This window comes from Paraglaciecola psychrophila 170 (assembly GCF_000347635.1).
In the GTDB taxonomy this organism is placed as follows: Bacteria; Pseudomonadota; Gammaproteobacteria; order Enterobacterales; family Alteromonadaceae; genus Paraglaciecola; species Paraglaciecola psychrophila.
On the sequence record NC_020514.1, the window covers coordinates 4,554,405 to 4,572,842 of the forward strand.

10 protein-coding genes and 1 pseudogene are annotated in these 18,438 nt (G+C 37.3%); 10 read left to right on the plus strand and 1 reads right to left on the minus strand.

What is annotated here, in order from left to right; genetic code table 11:
* The first annotated feature begins 708 nt into the window (after positions 1-708).
* The 3 genes from C427_RS19965 to C427_RS19975 all read left to right on the plus strand — a co-directional run bounded on the left by C427_RS19965 (position 709) and on the right by C427_RS19975 (position 8,844).
* Positions 709-4,248 (plus strand): DEAD/DEAH box helicase, encoded by a 3,540-nt coding sequence (locus C427_RS19965; RefSeq protein ID WP_007642391.1) that lies wholly within the window; start codon positions 709-711, stop codon positions 4,246-4,248.
* A complete protein-coding gene (locus C427_RS19970; protein ID WP_007642392.1) occupies positions 4,245-7,859 on the plus strand; it encodes a sacsin N-terminal ATP-binding-like domain-containing protein in 3,615 nt (1,204 codons plus the stop codon). The genes C427_RS19965 and C427_RS19970 overlap by 4 nt, the downstream gene beginning before the upstream one ends.
* Positions 7,860-8,250: 391 nt before the next feature.
* A complete protein-coding gene (locus tag C427_RS19975; RefSeq protein ID WP_236613716.1) occupies positions 8,251-8,844 on the plus strand; it encodes a DUF4007 family protein in 594 nt (197 codons plus the stop codon).
* Between the two features lie 54 nt (positions 8,845-8,898).
* Here C427_RS19975 and C427_RS19980 read toward each other — a convergent pair whose 3' ends face one another.
* Positions 8,899-9,810 carry a YeeE/YedE thiosulfate transporter family protein gene (locus tag C427_RS19980; protein ID WP_007642395.1) on the minus strand — a complete coding sequence of 304 codons (912 nt, stop codon included), beginning with the start codon at positions 9,808-9,810 and terminating at the stop codon, positions 8,899-8,901.
* A 336-nt stretch (positions 9,811-10,146) separates the two neighbouring features.
* Between C427_RS19980 and C427_RS19985 the strand changes: the two genes are divergently transcribed.
* From C427_RS19985 to dndE, 7 genes and pseudogenes are all read left to right on the plus strand, one after another.
* Positions 10,147-10,692: a hypothetical protein gene (locus C427_RS19985; protein WP_007642398.1), complete on the plus strand. Its 546-nt coding sequence runs from the start codon at positions 10,147-10,149 to the stop codon at positions 10,690-10,692.
* 3 nt (positions 10,693-10,695) lie between these two features.
* Complete coding sequence (locus C427_RS19990) at positions 10,696-12,699, plus strand: DNA phosphorothioation-associated putative methyltransferase (protein ID WP_007642400.1); 2,004 nt, start codon at positions 10,696-10,698, stop codon at positions 12,697-12,699.
* Positions 12,700-12,783: 84 nt separating this feature from the next.
* Positions 12,784-13,221: a HEPN domain-containing protein gene (locus C427_RS19995; RefSeq protein WP_007642401.1), complete on the plus strand. Its 438-nt coding sequence runs from the start codon at positions 12,784-12,786 to the stop codon at positions 13,219-13,221.
* 142 nt (positions 13,222-13,363) lie between these two features.
* Positions 13,364-14,448: pseudogene (gene dndB, locus C427_RS20000) on the plus strand (DNA sulfur modification protein DndB).
* A gap of 45 nt (positions 14,449-14,493) precedes the next feature.
* On the plus strand, positions 14,494-16,074 hold the full coding sequence (dndC, locus tag C427_RS20005; RefSeq protein WP_236613791.1) for a DNA phosphorothioation system sulfurtransferase DndC: 1,581 nt from the start codon (positions 14,494-14,496) through the stop codon (positions 16,072-16,074).
* The gene (gene dndD, locus C427_RS20010; protein ID WP_007642408.1) at positions 16,071-18,071 is read left to right on the plus strand and encodes a DNA sulfur modification protein DndD; all 2,001 of its coding nucleotides are present in this window, start codon (positions 16,071-16,073) and stop codon (positions 18,069-18,071) included. Before dndC ends, dndD begins: the two co-directional genes overlap by 4 nt.
* The gene (dndE, locus tag C427_RS20015) at positions 18,071-18,424 is read left to right on the plus strand and encodes a DNA sulfur modification protein DndE (protein WP_007642410.1); all 354 of its coding nucleotides are present in this window, start codon (positions 18,071-18,073) and stop codon (positions 18,422-18,424) included. Before dndD ends, dndE begins: the two co-directional genes overlap by 1 nt.
* Positions 18,425-18,438: the final 14 nt, after the last annotated feature.

Sequence of the window (18,438 nt, forward strand, 5' to 3'; positions counted from 1 at the left end):
ACAATGGCTGTCCTTGTAACTTTCGTTAAACCCAAACAACTTGACTCAAAAAAAAATTGAAAGCCTTGCTAGGTAAACGTTAATTATTGGTAAGCGTGCCTACGATACAAAAGGGCACACCTTACTACCAACTTTGAGCGACAAACTGGCTAAAACAAAAGGCAGCTATGAAAGCGTCCGTTTTATGGCTTTTAACCGCGAAGGTTTGCCCTGTCGTCATTGCGTGCAGCCTATTGTAAAAGCGAAGCGCAATGGTAGACGAATATATTGGTGTGAGAGTTGTCAGCCCACAGTGACACTTGGTATTAAAGTTTGAACCTGTATTCCACCCCAAGAGCGTGGATAATTAACAAGACACCCATCGTAATAAATCGCAAAACTATTTTTTTGGCTGCTCGTTATCATGGGCGTCTTGTTAATTTTCTCTCTGGTGCAGATATACCTTTACCTAGCTAGGGAACACCAATATTACTTGGAGTTTCACCGTGAGGTTATATTTAATAGATCACACAAATAAGACGCTAAAAATTGTTGTCTCATCTATTAGATTGAGTATTGATATAGTCGAGGTTTGAATTAACGAGGCTTCCATAATAAAAATAAATCCAATATATTAAGGGGCTGCTTTTATGGATCTGCCTATCTGAAGATTCTATGTTATTTTTTGAATACACTGCTAATGGAACAGTTATAAGGATGTAAATTGGTATGTATGAGTTAATTAAGTTGGGAACAAAAGAACTACAAAACTTCTTAGGTGAAGAGTTACCCAAAATATCTGATAGTTGGTGGATTGACCATGTTGTCAATAGGCTTTCCTTTCAACAGCAGAAACTTGCAATTGAAAGAAAAGTAGATAGCTTGGATAAGTTAGATTTTGCCGCACTTATTAGGTTGTTGGACCAAAATTGGTATGAATTGTCACAACAGCTGGCATTATCGAGAGAAGCAAGAAGCTGGATTAAAGAGTTGCAAAGCGTTCGAAATAAATGGGCACATTTATCAAGAGACCTACCTAATGATGAAATATATAGAGATGTCGACACGCTAGGACGAGTGTTAGAAGTTATTGGCGCTTCTCAAGATACTCTGGATATTCTGAGGTCACGAGCAAGTGAACTTCTTAGTAAAATGTCTTCCAATGATATTACTTCCCCCACAGTAGAGCTTGAAGAAGAAATAAAACCTAATTTGTTCTCAAGTGGTGAAGTAGTGTGTTTACGATCAGACAACAGTGTTTTGCTACCTATTATTGAAGTTGTTTTTAATGCTACTGGCATTCTGTACAAAGTATTTCAAGACAATAAATTAGCAACATATTATGAAAGTCAGCTCTTGGCTTTGTCCAATGAAACAGCCGAAGATAAAAAACAAATAACCATTAACGAGCTTCATGCTTACTTAACATCACTGCAACTTGAATTTCCATCTTCAAATAACATACATTCTCTTCGTACTGGTAGAGTCAAATTTGTACCTTATCAATATCGTCCTGTATTGAAGTTAATTCGAGCTGATCAGCCAAGATTGTTGATTGCGGATGAAGTGGGGGTTGGTAAGACGATAGAAGCAGGGTTAATCATCCAAGAGCTTCGTTCAAGAACTGAATTGAATTCCATCTTAATTATATGCCCAAAAGCGTTAGTAGCTGAACGCAAATGGGAAATGGAAATGAAACGATTCGATGAAAAGTTCACCCATTTAGATGGGAAACTTTTGAGACATTGCTTGAAGGAAACATATTTAGAAGGTGATTGGCCGGAGCAATATTCAAAAGCAATTGTCCCTTTTTCCTTGTTTGATTCTGATCTTATTTACGGGCCAACAGGCAAGAAAAGAAAAGCTGATAAAGGGTTGGTTTCACTTGACCCTCCACCCAAATTTGATTTGGTAATTGTTGACGAAGCCCACCATATTCGAAACTCAGACACATACCTTCATCAGGGAGTTAAATATTTTTGTGATAACGCACAAGCCGTAATATTTCTAAGTGCAACACCAGTTCAATTAGGAAGCGAAGATTTATTTACACTATTAAATGTCATTAGACCTGATCTAATCATCGATCGGAGTAGTTTTGAAATGATGGCGGCACCCAATCAATATATACATTCGGCTGTAAACGCATGCAGAAGGGCTTCTACAAATTGGCAAAGCGAAGTGAAGGAAGGGTTATCTAATGCCATTGATACAGAATGGGGTCGACTCTTCTTTCGAGAGACTCCAAAATTTCAGGAAATCTGGGATGTTATTGATGGTTCAGATGATGTTCAACGCATCAAACTTATTAAACAAATTGAAGAACTCAACACTTTCAGTGGGCTGATAAACCGAACTAGACGTAGGGATATAGGCGATTTCACAATCAGAAAGCCTGAGACTATTTCAATTGAATTTACTGCTTCACAACAAGCGTTACACGATAGTTTATTAGAGATTGTCGCCAAAATATTATCGTATAGTCATGGTAGTCGAAACGTTAAATTTATGATGACGACTATTAGACGACAAGCCGCAAGTTGCTTGTACGGTCTAGCACCATTATTAAAAAACATACTTGAGAGAAAAATAGATTCAATTGAATTATTTGAGTGCAGCGATAATGAAGACTCACTTGAAGTGGATAATGAGTTTATTGATTCAATTCAAGATGACATTTCAGGCTTATTAGAATTATCAGACCAACTTGATGTGACAGATCCGAAAGCTGAAGCATTCATTAATGCAATATCTTCAAAGACAAAGCTTGAAAATAATAAGGTTCTAATATTTACAACATTTAGACATACATTAGATTATCTCTCAGAAAAATTAAACTCAGCTGGTTTTAGGTTTGGTTTAATTCACGGTTCGATACCTGATGATATTCGGTCAGATCTTAGGAAAAGGTTTTCTCTACCAAAATCCAATGACCAAGCGATAGATATTTTATTATCCTCAGAAGTTGGATGTGAAGGGTTAGATTTTCAATTCTGTGATTGTTTAATCAACTATGACCTGCCTTGGAACCCTATGAAAATTGAGCAGAGGATTGGACGAATTGATCGATATGGGCAAGAAAGTGAAACGGTTGCCATTGTTAACTTGATAACTCCAGGAACGGTTGATGCTGACATTCATGATAGGTGTTTATCACGAATAGGTGTTTTTAAAAGGTCAATCGGTGGCAGTGAGGAGATACTTGGAGAAATAACCAAAGAAATTCATGATATTGCCGAGAGTTTTACTTTATCTGAAGAAGATAAGTTTAAGCAGTTAGCGCAGTTATCAGATAATAAAATTAGAAAGATTGCTGAAGAAGAAGATCTTGAAAACCGCCAAGCTGAATTATTCGGTTTGCACGTTCCGACACAATCTTGGCAAGAGGAAATTGAACTAGCCAGCAGTTTTTGGTTGTCACCTTCAGCGTTAAAAAGTTGTATAGAGGTCTACCTGAATGTTTGTATGGATACTGAAAAAACATATATCAGTGGTGATAAAGAAATAAACTCACTTCGTCTTAGCCGCGATGCAAGAACAACTTTGCTAGAAGACTACAGAAAACTCCCTCGCTCTAAAGATCCAATTTTTAGAAATTGGGAAAAGTGGTTGAAGGGCAGTGAATCCTCGCTTAGCTTAACTTTCAATCAAGAAATAGCTGTTGAAAATAGTGAACTGCTATTAATAACGCCAGTTCACCCTTTAGTTAAGCAGGCGGCAACGTCCTTAAAAGTTAGTAGTACAGCTAATTGCTCATTAGCAGTCACCACAAACGACTTCTTAGAAGGAGAGTATACTTTTGCCCTCTACCATTGGGGGAAGAAAGGGGTTAAAAGGGATGATCTAATTGTCCCAGTTTGCGCGTGCGCAGAGCTTGAGGAATCACTGTTAGTTTTATTATCTCAATCCATCGATTCTAAAAGCTCTAAAGTGTTTGATGATGAAATGATGAGCGCTTTGGAAGTAGAACATCATCATAGATGGAGTAAGTCTCAGGCTGACCATCTAGAAGCGAACAATCAATTAGTCAGCTATAGAATTCAAAGTTTAAATACTAGCCATAAAGCGAGATGTAAGACCATTGAAGACCAACTGTCTAATGCTAGTAATGACAAGATAAAATTAATGAAAACTAGCGAGTTAGCAAGGGCAAATACTGATTTCGAGATGCGAATGATTGACTTAGATAAAGCTGCAAAAAGCGGAGATGTTCATAGTTCATTTATTTGTTATGGAATCTTAGCAATTTTAAAGGATGATATAAATTGAGTGCTAACTTTGAGTCATTTGAAGAGCTTTATAAAAAAAGAAAAGATTGGGTAGAATCAAATAGAAAAAATGATTTCGAGGATGGAATATTAAATCTTCTAACAGAGCTTTACCCTGACAATGCACATTTTATTTATGAGTTATTACAAAATGCTGAGGACGCTGAAGCTTCTGAAATACATTTTTCACTGTCGGAAAGCTGTTTAATAGTTAAGCATAATGCCAAGCGACAGTTTACTTTTGAAGATGTAAATTCAATAACCGGCATTGGTAACACAACCAAAAAAGATGATGTTGTTCAAATAGGTAAGTTTGGAGTAGGTTTTAAAGCTGTATTCTCATATACCACATCACCAAGAGTGTTTAGCAATCAATACAGCTTTGAGATCAGAGATTTAGTTATACCCCATAAAATAAATAACAATTACGAAGGGCACTATGAAACTATTTTTGAGTTTCCATTTAACAGCTCTAATAAATTGCCAAAAGATGCATTTATAGAAATTAAAAAAGGACTTGATACACTATCAGTCAAAATATTACTTTTTCTCCAGAATATAAAAAAAATAACTTGGGAAATAGAATCCCATAAAACAGCAACAATTAGAAAAGTGAATGAAATTGGAGATTACATATCTATAGAAAAAAAATCTAGAGACGGACTTATTACCTTAACCCATTGGTTAAGGTTTAATCGTTGGTTACAGGGGTATATTGGTTTATGTGTTTCCATTGCTTATAAACTAGATTATAAAACAAAAAATATTACAGAGTTCAACCCAAAAAAAGGACTTGATGAACAATTTAAAATTGTTATTGATCTTCAAAGTAATGTTTCTGTGTATTTTCCAGCCGAGAAAGAAACGTCTAACTTAAAATTTAACATCAATGCACCATTTGCATCGACTGTAGCTAGAGATAGCATACAAAATCGACCTGAAAACGAGATTTTAATTGAAGAAATTGCAAAGTTAACAGCAGATTCTTTATCTTTAATCAAAAATCATAAGATGTTAAATGCTAGTGTTTTCGACGTATTACCGAATTCCGATGACAATATTTCTGAATTTTATTTACCTATTAGAAATAGAGTAAATAAAGCGTTCCATCTAATGGATCTTGTACCTTGTAAAAATGAAAATTACCTTTCAAGTCATAATGTATACGAATCACCTTCCAGTTTTAGAGCGTTTTTTAAGGTCAATGATTTAAAATACTTTGTTGAAAGGAAAGAAGAAAAGATTAACTGGTTAGTACCTATTCAAGGTGGAAGACAAAAACAATTTATTTCTGACTTGCGTATTCACAAATGGGGAATAGAGGAGTTATACAGTTTTCTAGATACTGTAGCGGGAGAAGGTTCTTCTGATTCTTGTGACTTTGATGAAGATAAAGTATTTAGGAAATGGCTACTTTCCAAAGAGATTAAATGGATAAAAGATTTTTATTGTTTTCTATTAAAGGAATGTGACGCTGAAGACGACTATGGTGACCAACCTATTGATGGTGTAAGTTTATTTTCAATATTGCTAACGACGAAAAATAAATTAGTGAGAGCAAAGGACTGTTATTTTCCTACTAAATTGGGACAAGGTGAAATTCATATTTTGAACAGTAACTTCTTTCCTAATAAAAAAGAAGATGTTGATGAAAAAACAAACAAATTCTTTAATGCAATTGGTGTAAATACATACGGCGAGAAAGAAAAAGTAAATTCTATTTTGGAAAAACATTACCGTAAAGAAAGTATAACTGTAACAACTGATGAACGTATTTCTCATATTAAATTGTTTATTAATTATTTTTTAAATGAAAATAATCAACACGATGTTGGCCTTTTTAAGTCAACTCATTTTATTTATGTTGAGCGTGATGGCAAAAATTATTATGCCGATCCAGCAGTTACCTATTTACCAGAATCATATATCGAATTAAACCTATCTCTCTACTTTAAACATCTTCCAAATAAAAATAGATTTGCTGTTAGCGATGCGTATCTGAATAGTGGGATTGAAATTGGTTCTCTTGTTAACTTTTTTAAATGGGTAGGTTGTATATCTAATATCGGGATAATCGAAACCCATACCTCGTCAAACCCCGAGGCACGTTATTTGAGAGGGTCTTGTGGAAAAAGGACATCATATGAAGTAAACAAGGATTATACGATTACTAATCTTAAGATAATGTTAAGTTCTAATTCAATAGAAGTAAGCAAGTTTCTTTTAAATTTGTTAAACAATTCATATAACAGATACAATTATTCTAGGGCGAAATATAGACCAAATCAAAGTGAAGGGTTTAGATATGCAGAATCTTTCTTATTATTTAATCTCAAATCAACAAGTTGGATTCCTACAAAGGATGGAAGGTTTTTATCTCCAAGGAGTATTACAAGTAAACTAATACATTCAGAGTTTTCAAATATAAAAAATAAAGAATTGTTGGAAGATATAGAGTTGTTTTCTGAAGAGAATAAACTGATAGCTTCTTCTGATGAAAAACAACAAAAAGCGCAAGAATTAGGGTTTGAAACTTCAGAGAAATACGAAAGAGCGAAATGGTTCGCTGATCTTTCTGAAAGTGAGCAAGTTCGATTTATGGACGAAGTTGCTAATAGAAAAGAAAACGAAAATGAGCCGCCTAATTATACGTCGAGAAACCCTGAACACAGAGAATCTAGGATCAGAGAGGAAGTGCAAGCAGCACCACTAAAAGAAAAACAGGTTCGTGAAAGAAGTGTTGCGGTAAATAAGAATGAAGTTATCGAACAAGCTAAAGAATACTTGGTTGCACAATATACAGACCCAGATGGAATACAAATTTGTCAGGTTTGTATTGAGGAACTTCCTTTTAGAAAGCTTAAAGATGGAGAATATTATTTCGAATCAATCGAGTTTGATAAGGAGAATAAAAAATCTATTTATCAAAATTATCTCTGTTTATGCCCACTCCACTCGGCTATGTTTAAACATGCAAATGAATATACAGGTAGCTTGACAGGTTTATTAGATTTAGCTGAGAATAATCGTATTGAAATCAAATTAGCTGGTGAAATTGAATCAATATATTTTACTGATATTCATTTACTTGATTTGAAAACAATTGTCGAAGGAACGCAGTCAATTACTGCTTTGGCTAAAGATATTGAACTGTCTAAGAAATTAGAAAGCGATACTACAGCTACCCCGCCCTCTTCATTAAGTGATTATAATGAAAAAAAGATTGAGATCAGAGGAAAGTATTTATATTTTATGGGCGTAGAGTTCACCAAAGAGAAAATGAATTGGAAAAGTGCCTATCTCTATCCTGATTCGAAAAGTAAATGGTGTCTGTCCTCTAGAGCGAGTGTTGTTACTCGCTTTGATTCTCAACGTGAGGCAGAGGATTGGTGGTCTGCTTTTGCTGAATATAGAAGAGTCACTAATAGCTATTTGATAATGCAAAAACCACCTGTTAAAAAGTCAAATGTTAATTTGACTGTAAAACCGACAGTAGCACCAACTAGCACTTCATACGGATATTCATCAGAGAAAGGGACTTGCCCTGTTTGTGGAGGAACTGGGGGTGGTGGTGGTAATTGTTATAAGTGCGAAGGAACAGGTTGGGCATAGAGACTATTCAAATTTATTGCATACCTAAAACCTTTGTTGTATCGACAACAGTGTGATTTTAGAGCAAGCCAAAGGCACATTACCCAAGATTTGTTGTCTCATGTGTGCGATGGAATATCCGTTGCATTTTTGTAGTTTATTTACGTCTTTTGCTGATCTCATACGTAATTTTAAATTGATATTTTTGGAGAATGGCGGATATGCTAATTACGACAAAGTCGCTCGTTAATTAGACTGACAGTTTTCCGTGGTAATAACACTACTAAAAGTCAACTATGTGTCTTCTCTCAAAGCTTCTGGACTCCAAATGAGGGAGATAGACTTTCGTAATATGTGAGCTTATGCTATTCATACTTCACATTATTAATTCAGCTACATCAAAGGCATGCACATGACAGTTCTATTTCACGGAAATTTTGCATTGGATCGTCCTAGAATGGCTGAATTAGTTAATCACGCGCTCAAGGAGCCTAAGTTCAAGGACAAGGAGCTGGCAAAGCCATTCAAATATGGCGCTCCATTTGCTGCCATTTATAGAAGCTGGCTACACAAAACTGGATTAGCTGAAATGGGACTTCCACTGGTTTTGACTGAAATGGGTAAGATGGTGTTTGATAATGATCCCACTTTAGAATCTGATACTACCAAGTGGTTCTTGTATCACGAGCTGGTGACCGACCCTGAACGTGCTGAGGCTTGGCATTACTTTGCGTTGGAATTTTTGCCCAAGCATTCAACTTTTACCAAAGACGAACTCCTTGATGGGTTAGCCGATAAATTGAGCCCCCATAGCATGCAGCACTTTAGTCCGGGTAGTAAACTGAACCAACAAATTGCCCGAAAAATAATCCAGGTCTATACCGAGTCAGACGGGTTTGGTGACCTTAAGATGATTGCGAAGGATGGGGAAACATTCAAGCGTTTAAGCCCTAAGGTACTCGGGCCTTGGAAAACATCCGCTGCTCTGGAAAAAGCCTATAGATAAGCCTGAGCTTAGTTGATTATGAATGTCAGCATATACAAAGCCCTAGTAAGTATACTAATTAGCGATAATTCGTTTCCTAATATCAAGCCCAATAAATAGCCCTACGACAATGCCAGCTACTGCTAGTATTCCCGCTAGAGAAAAAGTTGGTAGAGCCAGTAATAATTGAGAGTCGTTGCCTCCCATTGCGAGCGATGCGCCGATTCCCATTAAAGTACCTGCCAGAAGGTGCGTCATCCATCGAGCAAGTTTAGGAGTAACCAATTCAAAACGTTTGGTGCGCCATGCGGCAACAAACATCCCTATCAAGAGACCCGCGAATAAAAAATATCTTTCTATATTTGGCCAAAGCGTGTCATTTTTTTCTAAAATTGCTTGGCTAAGATCCTGGAGTAATCCACTCGGGGTCCATTTCGGTTGATAAAGAAAAATAAACCCCGCGAGCAAGCCAATACCCATCATACCAAACCAAAGTTGCTTTCTTTTCCTATCGCCAATGAATGCCCAAATACCTATCAACAAAGAAAGAAAAATTAGGACTCCATAAGTAACGTTAGTTGGCAAAGGCAGAGGACTAACAGAAATTTCTGGACGCCAAGTTGCCAATATAATCCAACCGGTGAGCCAACCAAAAATTGTCGCTGTCATACTTAGATCTCCTCGAGAGAGCTTGCTAAGAGTTGAAACACCACACCCTTGATTAAAAGCAGCGCCGATACCAAACAATACCCCGCCTATTCCAAACAAAACACTGGGTTCGTAAACTCTAAATTGTAAAGGCAAATCAAGATAGTACCCAGTAACAACAGCAACCCAAGCCAACACACCACTAGCCAAGATGGCAATAAGAAAACCAGGATCACCATTTTTCCATTCGGTGACACCTCTAACCATACAAAGCCCCGTTGTTTGAGCTAGATAGCCCAACAAAAAAATCAGAAGCAAAACCCCGATAAATATGGTCATACACACTCCATTGGTTTATATAAATATGTGAATAATGACTGAGACGAAAAATTATTTCGTTATTTTGAATTATTGGTAGTATGGACGAAAACGACTTATAAACCACCGACTAAACAAAACGCAAAATTTGTTTTTTATTGTCAATAAGCATAATGGGAGTTAGGCCCTAATGACGGATCAAATACCAGAAAGGTGGCTAAATAGTACGGCGGCACAAAAAACAGTTAAAAATTAAAGGTTGTGAGCTTATGCATAGGCGAGAGGCTGGTAAATTAATATTTGAGAAACGAGGTAACGCATACTTTTATTTAATTAAAACCAGTTCAACACAAAATAATGAATGATCCCCGAGATGACGTTTACAGCTGCAAAGTTATTGATTGGTACAAAGATAAATACCCTCAAATAGAGTCAAACGAACCATCCATAGCTAGTCTAGACTCTATTTCGATATGGACTGCTCATATATTACACCCCCTAGAGAAACAATTTGGTGAGGTCAAAATAACCTATGGTTTTACTTCACCTCAACTATTAAAAGAGATCAAAAAGTTTAACCCCAAAGGAATAGCACCTAACCTTGACCAACATGCTGCCCACGAAAATAACGCTAAAGGCAAACCCCATTGCGGCAGGCTTGGAGTTGCCTGCGACATTGAGGTACCAGAATACAAAACCAAAATGGATCATGTGGCCAACTGGATATCAATAAACCTAAAATACGACCGTCTCTATTTCTATGGGCCAGATAGACCTATACATATTAGTGTGGGCCCCGATAATTCTAAGTTTATTCAAATAATGGGCACCTCAAAGACAGGTAAAAGAGTGCCTAAACGAAACGGCAACAACGTCCCATTTTCAAATTTGTGGGAAGGATAAGTAATGGATGAGAATAGCTTCAATCAGTTGATTAATGCACTCCCAGCAGGAAAATCAACACCGCAGGCTATTTATGTTCATCATTCGATATTGCAAAGTACCAAGCTACTGGAATTTATAAACCGCATACAATCAGCCCTTAAACAATCATCATTTAAATGGGATATAGCTAAATTTTCAAAACAGTCTTTTCAGTTTTCACTGCTTGCTTATCCTGATTTTGATAACGCAGCCTACCCAGAGTTGAAAACCAGTTTGTTTATCGATTTATCTAAAAAGCACCATCGCATCAATGACTATTCAAAATCTGACAATCCCCCTATTTTGCATCGAAAAGAGTTGATGGTGACAAAAGATTACCCCCATTTCGACGAATTCACATTAATTACACAAGAGGGTGAGCTGGCCGGATTGTATGAAAATACCAGAGCAATAGGTTTTAAGCTGGGATGGGAGGCAACCATCATTAAAGCGGGTTGTGAACTTGTTGATGGCAGACTCTTTCGTGCGAGCGCCGTTTTCGATTTTACAGAAAAGAAAATTGATAGACATAAAACGGCCATAGTCCGTCACGGCTTAAGCAGTCCAATGAAGTTTTTATTTAACAAAGGCTATTTGAGTGGCGACTACAGTGTTTTTGATTATGGCTGCGGACTTGGCGACGACTTAGCTGAATTACACGCAAACGGTATTGATGCAGCTGGTTGGGATCCTAACTTCAGACCGGATGCTGAATTGGCCAATGCCGATATCGTTAATCTAGGTTTTGTGCTTAATGTTATTGAAGATGTGCCTGAAAGAATTGAGGCACTACACCATGCATTTGAGCTTGCAGATCGCTTACTCATTGTTTCGTGTATGTTGATCAGTGAATCAAAACTTGCGCAAATGACGCAATATAAAGATGGCGTGATCACTTCTCGCAACACTTTTCAGAAATATTACTTTCAATCTGAATTACAACTGTTCATTGAAGACACGCTCGAAAAAAATGCTATATCGGTTGGACCTGGTATTTTTATTGTTTTCAAAGATGAACTGAAAGAACAAACGTACCTATCATCAAAATTGAAAAGGAAACTCCATTGGCAATCCTTCAATAAGACCCCAACTAAATCAGAAAAGTTAAGAGTTTTATTAGACCAACACCGCGAGCTTGTTGAGGCGTTTTGGAACATAGTGCTAGAACTTGGTCGAATTCCTGCCTTTGATGAATTTACTCAATCTGGCCTAATAGTTGAGACATTTGGCAGTGCTAAGAAACTATTTAACCTACTAATGGATGATGAGAAAAAAGCGCAATTCGAACAAGCAAAAATGGCCAGAAAAGAAGATTACTTAGTTTATTTCGCCCTAGGACTTTTCTCAAAAAGAAAATCTTATAAAAGCATGCCAGTGAATAAAAAGAGGGATATAAAAGCCTTGTTTCCTTCAGTCAATGCAGGTCAAGAAGAAGCGAAAGAGTGGCTATTTAAAATTGCGGACTATGACTTGCTGCAAAGCGCAGTTGAGCATGCGGCGCAATATATACCATCTATTCACAATCTTGGTCATTCACTTTTAATTCAAACACGATACATCAATGAACTGCCAATTATATTGAGAGTATACATTGGCGCAGCGGCAATGATTTACGGTGACTGGAGTGAGGCAGACGTCATCAAAATTCATGTTACTTCAGGCAAAGTGACATTTATGGTGTATGACGACTTCGTCAACAATTCAATCCCGAGGATGAAAGAGCGAGTGAAAGTAAAGCTGGCTGATCAAGATATTGATTATTTTGATTACATCAACGAAGCCAACAGACCGCCCTTGTTGAACAAACATGAGTTAATGGCTGAGTCGGATAATCATTACGTGGAGCAAAAAAGGTTAGATGAAAAACTAATGAGTCTAGGTGTGGTCAGTGCTTCAGGAGAGCAGCATATGTCAGTCATAGAATTTAATTTGCAATTGTTTTCAATTAGAAAAGATATTAAGGGTTATAGAATTTATGATAATTAATTAACTTAAATCGACATTAAATCATGTGAGTTTTTCATTAACCTAGCAATTATATTTCGTAATACAAATTAAGAGTTCTGAACCATGGGTATAAAAGGTGAAACATGTATTGGTTTTTTAGAAAGTTCACAGGAATTTCTATTATCTGCAGAATTAGTCTTGAACAAAACTCATGGAGTATTTCTACCTGCGTATTTTCTTCTAGGCCGCTCAATTGAGTTGTCCTTGAAGGCATTCCTACTTCATCGTGGCTTACCAATTAAAGAACTTAGGAAAAAGAAGTATGGCCATAATTTAGTGACATTGTTGAATGAATCTCTTAACAAAGGAATTGAGAAAGAAATTGCAATAAATAATGTAGAAAAAGGAGTAATTGAATTACTAAGTTACGATTATGCAGACAAACGTTTTGAGTATCGTATTACGGGAGGTCAATATTGTTTACCCCTCATTGATGTAACTTGTGAAATAGCAAAAAAGCTGGCATTTATGGATTTAAATAATTTATGTTATCCAGACTAAAGTTTAAAAATTCTTTATCTAATAATATTTGAGTTTAGATATTCTCACTTAAAATAATCACCAAAATCATAGTTTACTATTCAGAATTGTTTTTGTACGTGATATTATTACGTACTAATACGTAACTAAAGGTAATTCACTGATGGATAAGTTTGATAGCAACTACTGCTATTCCTTCCCCGCAATAAGAGCGATACAAGCTGGTAAACCTTTCTATATTGCAACATGCCCGTTACGTATCATCCCAAAAATCTTTATGTATAATGAAGAAGAAGTCCCTGCTGAATTGCGTGCACAACGTACTTTAAACAAAAGCCGTATACCAGAGATGACCCGCTATTTACTTGACTCACCGAAGGGTTACGTTTTTTCAGCTCTAACAGCATCAGTTGCTTCTGAAGTTGAGTTTATAGAAGCAGACAGTATGAATAATCTTGGGACATTGAGAGTGCCAATGGATGCTCAATTGTTGATCAATGATGGTCAACATCGCCGTGCGGCGATCGAAGAAGCCATCAAAGAAAACCCCGAGCTAGGCCAGGATAATATCGCTGTTTTATTCTTTGTTGACGAAGGGCTTAAACGCAGCCAACAAATGTTTGCCGATCTCAATAAATATGCAGTTAGACCTAGTTCATCATTAGGCACACTATACGACCACAGAGATCAGGCCTCTGAGTTAGCCAGATATTTATCAATGAATGCCAAACCATTTGTTGGCTTTACGGAGTTCGAGCGCTCGACCATTTCGGTAAGAAGCAGCAAATTATTCACCCTTAGTGGCATTAAGCAAGCGACACGAGCCCTATTTGGTAAAGGCCCAAAAGATGGGTTTAATGAAGAAGAACAAAAAAAGCAGTCGATTTTTGGAATACTCTAAATAACCACATGGTTGAGTGGCAGCAAGTGCAAGCCAAAACCCTATCAGCAGCAGAATTTAGACAAGAATATATAACGGCCCATGGTATTGGCTTACAAGCACTGGCAATAGTAGGCAAAGAAATATCTTGTTTAAAAAAGAATAAACAACATGAGAAGTTTGAAGCGCTAAAAGATATAAGTTGGCTTAAATCTAACTCTAATTGGTCAAACCGTGCGATGCAACACGGCCGCTTATCAAAAGCCAATTCAAATATATTTTTAACCGCTATCGAAATTAAAAGGCAAATAGCTATGCCCATCTCCGAAGAAGACCTAAAAAAAGAAGAAGAATTACTTAACTCATGATTTTATTTAAACAAATACGATATTGATGAAGACTACGTTGATTTTATTGAAAATGAAGAGTTTGCAGGGCGCTATCTCAGCGATTATATTGCTGACACCCAGCGAGTTTATTTAGCTGATAGCCGCCCTTGGGTTATTGGATATAGCGGCGGGAAAGATTCCTCGGCTACTATGGCGTTGGTATATTTAGCATTATTAGGTTTAAAACCTAAAGATCGCCACAAGCCAGTATTCGTAGTGGCGTCAGATACTTTGGTAGAAACCCCCATAGTGGTAAATCACGTTAATAATTCTCTAGAGGCGATAGAGCGCGGCGCTAAGCGAGATAAATTGCCTATCACCTCTCACAAAGTTGTGCCTAAAACAACTGAGACCTTTTGGGTGAATTTATTAGGTAAAGGATACCCTGCACCAACAAGAAGCTTTAGGTGGTGTACTGAGCGGATGAAAATAGACCCCGTTAGTACCTTTATCAAAGATAAAGTTAGCCAATATGATGAAGTCATCGTTGTGCTGGGCTCTCGTTCACAAGAAAGTGCATCACGTGCTCAAGTTATTGCAAAGCATAAAATTGATGGCACCGTATTAGCCAAACATACAACGTTATCAAATGCTTTTATTTACACACCAATTGATAATTGGCATGTTGACGATGTTTGGAAAATTCTACGTTTATGCCATCTAAAAAGTGAAAACACGCCTCACGGTATTCGCAACAAGTGGTTTGATAAATACGATCTCGAGTGGGAAAACCCTTGGGGTGGTAAAAATCTAATCCTTTGGAATTTATACAAAGACTCCTCTGGCCAAGGCGAATGTCCAATGGTTATTGACGAAACCACGCCCTCTTGTGGTAACTCTCGTTTTGGCTGTTGGACTTGCACAGTTGTTACCAAAGACCGAGCAATGGAAAGCCTGGTGCAAAATGGTGAAGAATGGATGAAACCATTACTGAATTTACGTAACAAGTTAGCCGAAACCACAGTCATTGAAGACAAAGGTAAATACCGCAGCCATATTCGCCGAGACGGCAGAATGGCGTTTAAAACTCTGACAGTTGATGGCAAAAAAGAAATGACTGAGGGCTACACTTATGGCCCGTATTTGTTGAGTTTTAGACAGCAATTTTTAAAAGAGTTACTCGAAACACAAAAACAAATAAGCGAAGTCAGTAAAGAAACTGAATTAGTGACAGTCCCAGAACTTCACGCAATACGACACCAATGGCTGAATGATCCAAATGAGCCAGATTGGGAAGACTCGCTTCCAAAAATATTTCACGACATATTTGGTTTTGATTTGGATTGGAGTATTGATGACACCAATCAATTTAGTCATGAAGAAGCAAAGCTACTAAACGATATATCACCTAGGTATGCCGTTGCGCCACAAATGATTAAAAAGCTTATCGATCTAGAAACCTCAATGAGTGGCTTGTCCCGTCGCACCGGCATCTTCAACAAAATTGGCCGACTAGTGCAACAAGACTGGGAGTCACCAGAAGTAATTATAGAGAAAAACTTAGAAAGCCGACAAAACCAAATGCGCCAGTCAAAAGAGGTTATTTCTATTTCCGAGGAATTAGAGCAACTTAACAAGTTGATTGAAAAGGAAGACTTGTTATGATTTTTAAAACACTTTCTTTAGAAAACTTCCGAGTATTTAATGGCCTTCATACTATTGAATTAGCGCCAAAACGAGATGGTTTAATATCTAAACCCGTGATTTTATTTGGTGGCTTAAACGGCGCGGGCAAAACTTCAATCTTAAGTGCTATTCGCTTAGCGCTGTTGGGCAAAAAGGCCATTGGTAATACGGTAACTAAAAAAGACTTTAACGACTATCTTGCTCAGCAAGTTAACAATAAAGCAGCAAAAGAGCATAGTGCACCTGTTGCCAAAGTCAGTTTAGCTTTTACCCATACCCATCAAGGCCAGCACAGCACCTACACAGTAGTAAGAAGCTGGTCAGTTAATACTGATGAGTCCTTAGTGTTATACAAAAATGATGTATGCGAAGACTCGCTATCTAGCGACCAAGTACAAAGTTTTTTACATGAACTCGTACCACCAGGCATTGGTGATTTGTTCTTTTTTGATGGAGAGAAAATTGCCGAATTAGCCGAAGACGATACGGGCTCATACCTAAAAGAAGCAGTGCAAAAGTTATTAGGTATTGATGTCATTAACCGCCTTTCAGATGACTTAGATATTTATATTAAACAAATAAGTCAAAAATCCGCTGATACCAAAACGACTAAATTGATTGAGCAGCTAGAACACGAAAAAAATGAATGTTTGTTGTTGGCTAACCAAGAACGAGAATCTGAAGACAAACTAAAACGACAGTTAAGCGAATTAGAGATACAGGTACGTGAAGCCGAGCAAAAAATCCAAGATCGCGGCGGTGCTTGGGCAAAAACCAAAAACGCTGAAAAAGATCAAGCGGATGAGCTGATAAAACAAAAAGCAATATTAGAAAGTAAATTACTGAATGAGCTTGATGGTGCGTTTCCTTTATCTTTGGCACCTAATGCTATGGCGTCGCTAATCAAGTCATTATCAAAAGAGCAGGAAGTAAAAAACTCACAAGCTTTTTCACACAAACTGAACGAGAATTTATCAGGATTAGAGCAAGTTATCACTTCACAGTTTAAAGATAGTGCAGATGACTTAATGGCGACTATTAATCAATACTTTCAATCAGTCAGCGAGCCCACAACTCAAGAAATTAAATTAGATATCTCACTTACAGATTTCAATTTAATTCAGGGGCTGATGCAAGATGCCTCAACAGCAAAGTCTCACTGCAATGAATTAACTGAAGAGTTAGTTGAAACACAGCAAGCGTTAGAGTCAGTATCGGTTAATATTCAGAGGGCCCCCGATGAAGAAGAATTAACAGCACTGTACGCAAACCTTCGCGCTTTAGATGCGCAAAAGCACAAACTTAAAACTTCTTATGGCCATCATTTAGTTAATGCCAAAAGCCACATCACTAAAGCGCTAGAATTAGCTAAAAAACTTGAAAAGCTGTACACCAATCAAAAAACCGATGCATCAATATCGACAGCGGTAGAGCGAGTAGATGCCACCACTAAGGTGTTAAATGAATTTTCAACCAAGCTCACCCATATGCGTGTTAGCCAGCTTGAAGAGCTATTTGCTCAGTCTTACCGTAAGTTAGCACGTAAAGAAGATCTAAAACTCTCAGCTAAAATTGACCCCGCGACATTCGATGTCACCTTGGTTGACTCTGAAGGTTTAGCGATTAACCGTAAATCGATGTCAGCTGGCGAAAAACAAATATTCGCCTTCGCCATTCTAGAGGCCTTAGGTAAATTGTCAGGTAAAGTATTACCTGTGGTGGTAGATACGCCATTAGGACGATTAGATTCTAAACATCGCGATAAGCTGGTTCAACACTATTTCCCAGAAGCCGGTGAGCAAGTTATTTTGTTATCAACCGACACTGAAGTAGATGAAGACTTCTTTAGTGCTTTGGCTCATGAAGTATCTCACGCCTTTGAAATTGAATTTGATCAACAAACCAAATGCTCAACCCTAAAAGAAGGCTACTTTTGGAAAGCCACTCCAGAAGTAAAATACAAGGAGGTCGTGTAATGTTACCTAACCGTATGCAGTTAAGTAAAACCGTTGAAGAGCAGTTAAAAAAACTCAAAGGAAGTACCGGCATTACGCCCAACGTATCAGCTCGTATCGCATTTTTTCGTTCAATTGAATCAGACTATACTTATCAACCTGAAATTGCTTACAAGCTCGATGGTAGCCTTGTATTAGATAAATTTACTTGGCTGGGTAAAACTCAATTAGTCACTGAGTTGTTGCTAAAGCAAAAGTATCCAGAACTTGAAGGGAAGGGGTTACAAACTGCTTGGGCAAGCCATGTTGAGCATGGCATTTCATCGCTCAGGAACGTTAAGAGCCTTCATAAATTTACTTACAATGTTAAGTAGTGGGTAAGTTTAGT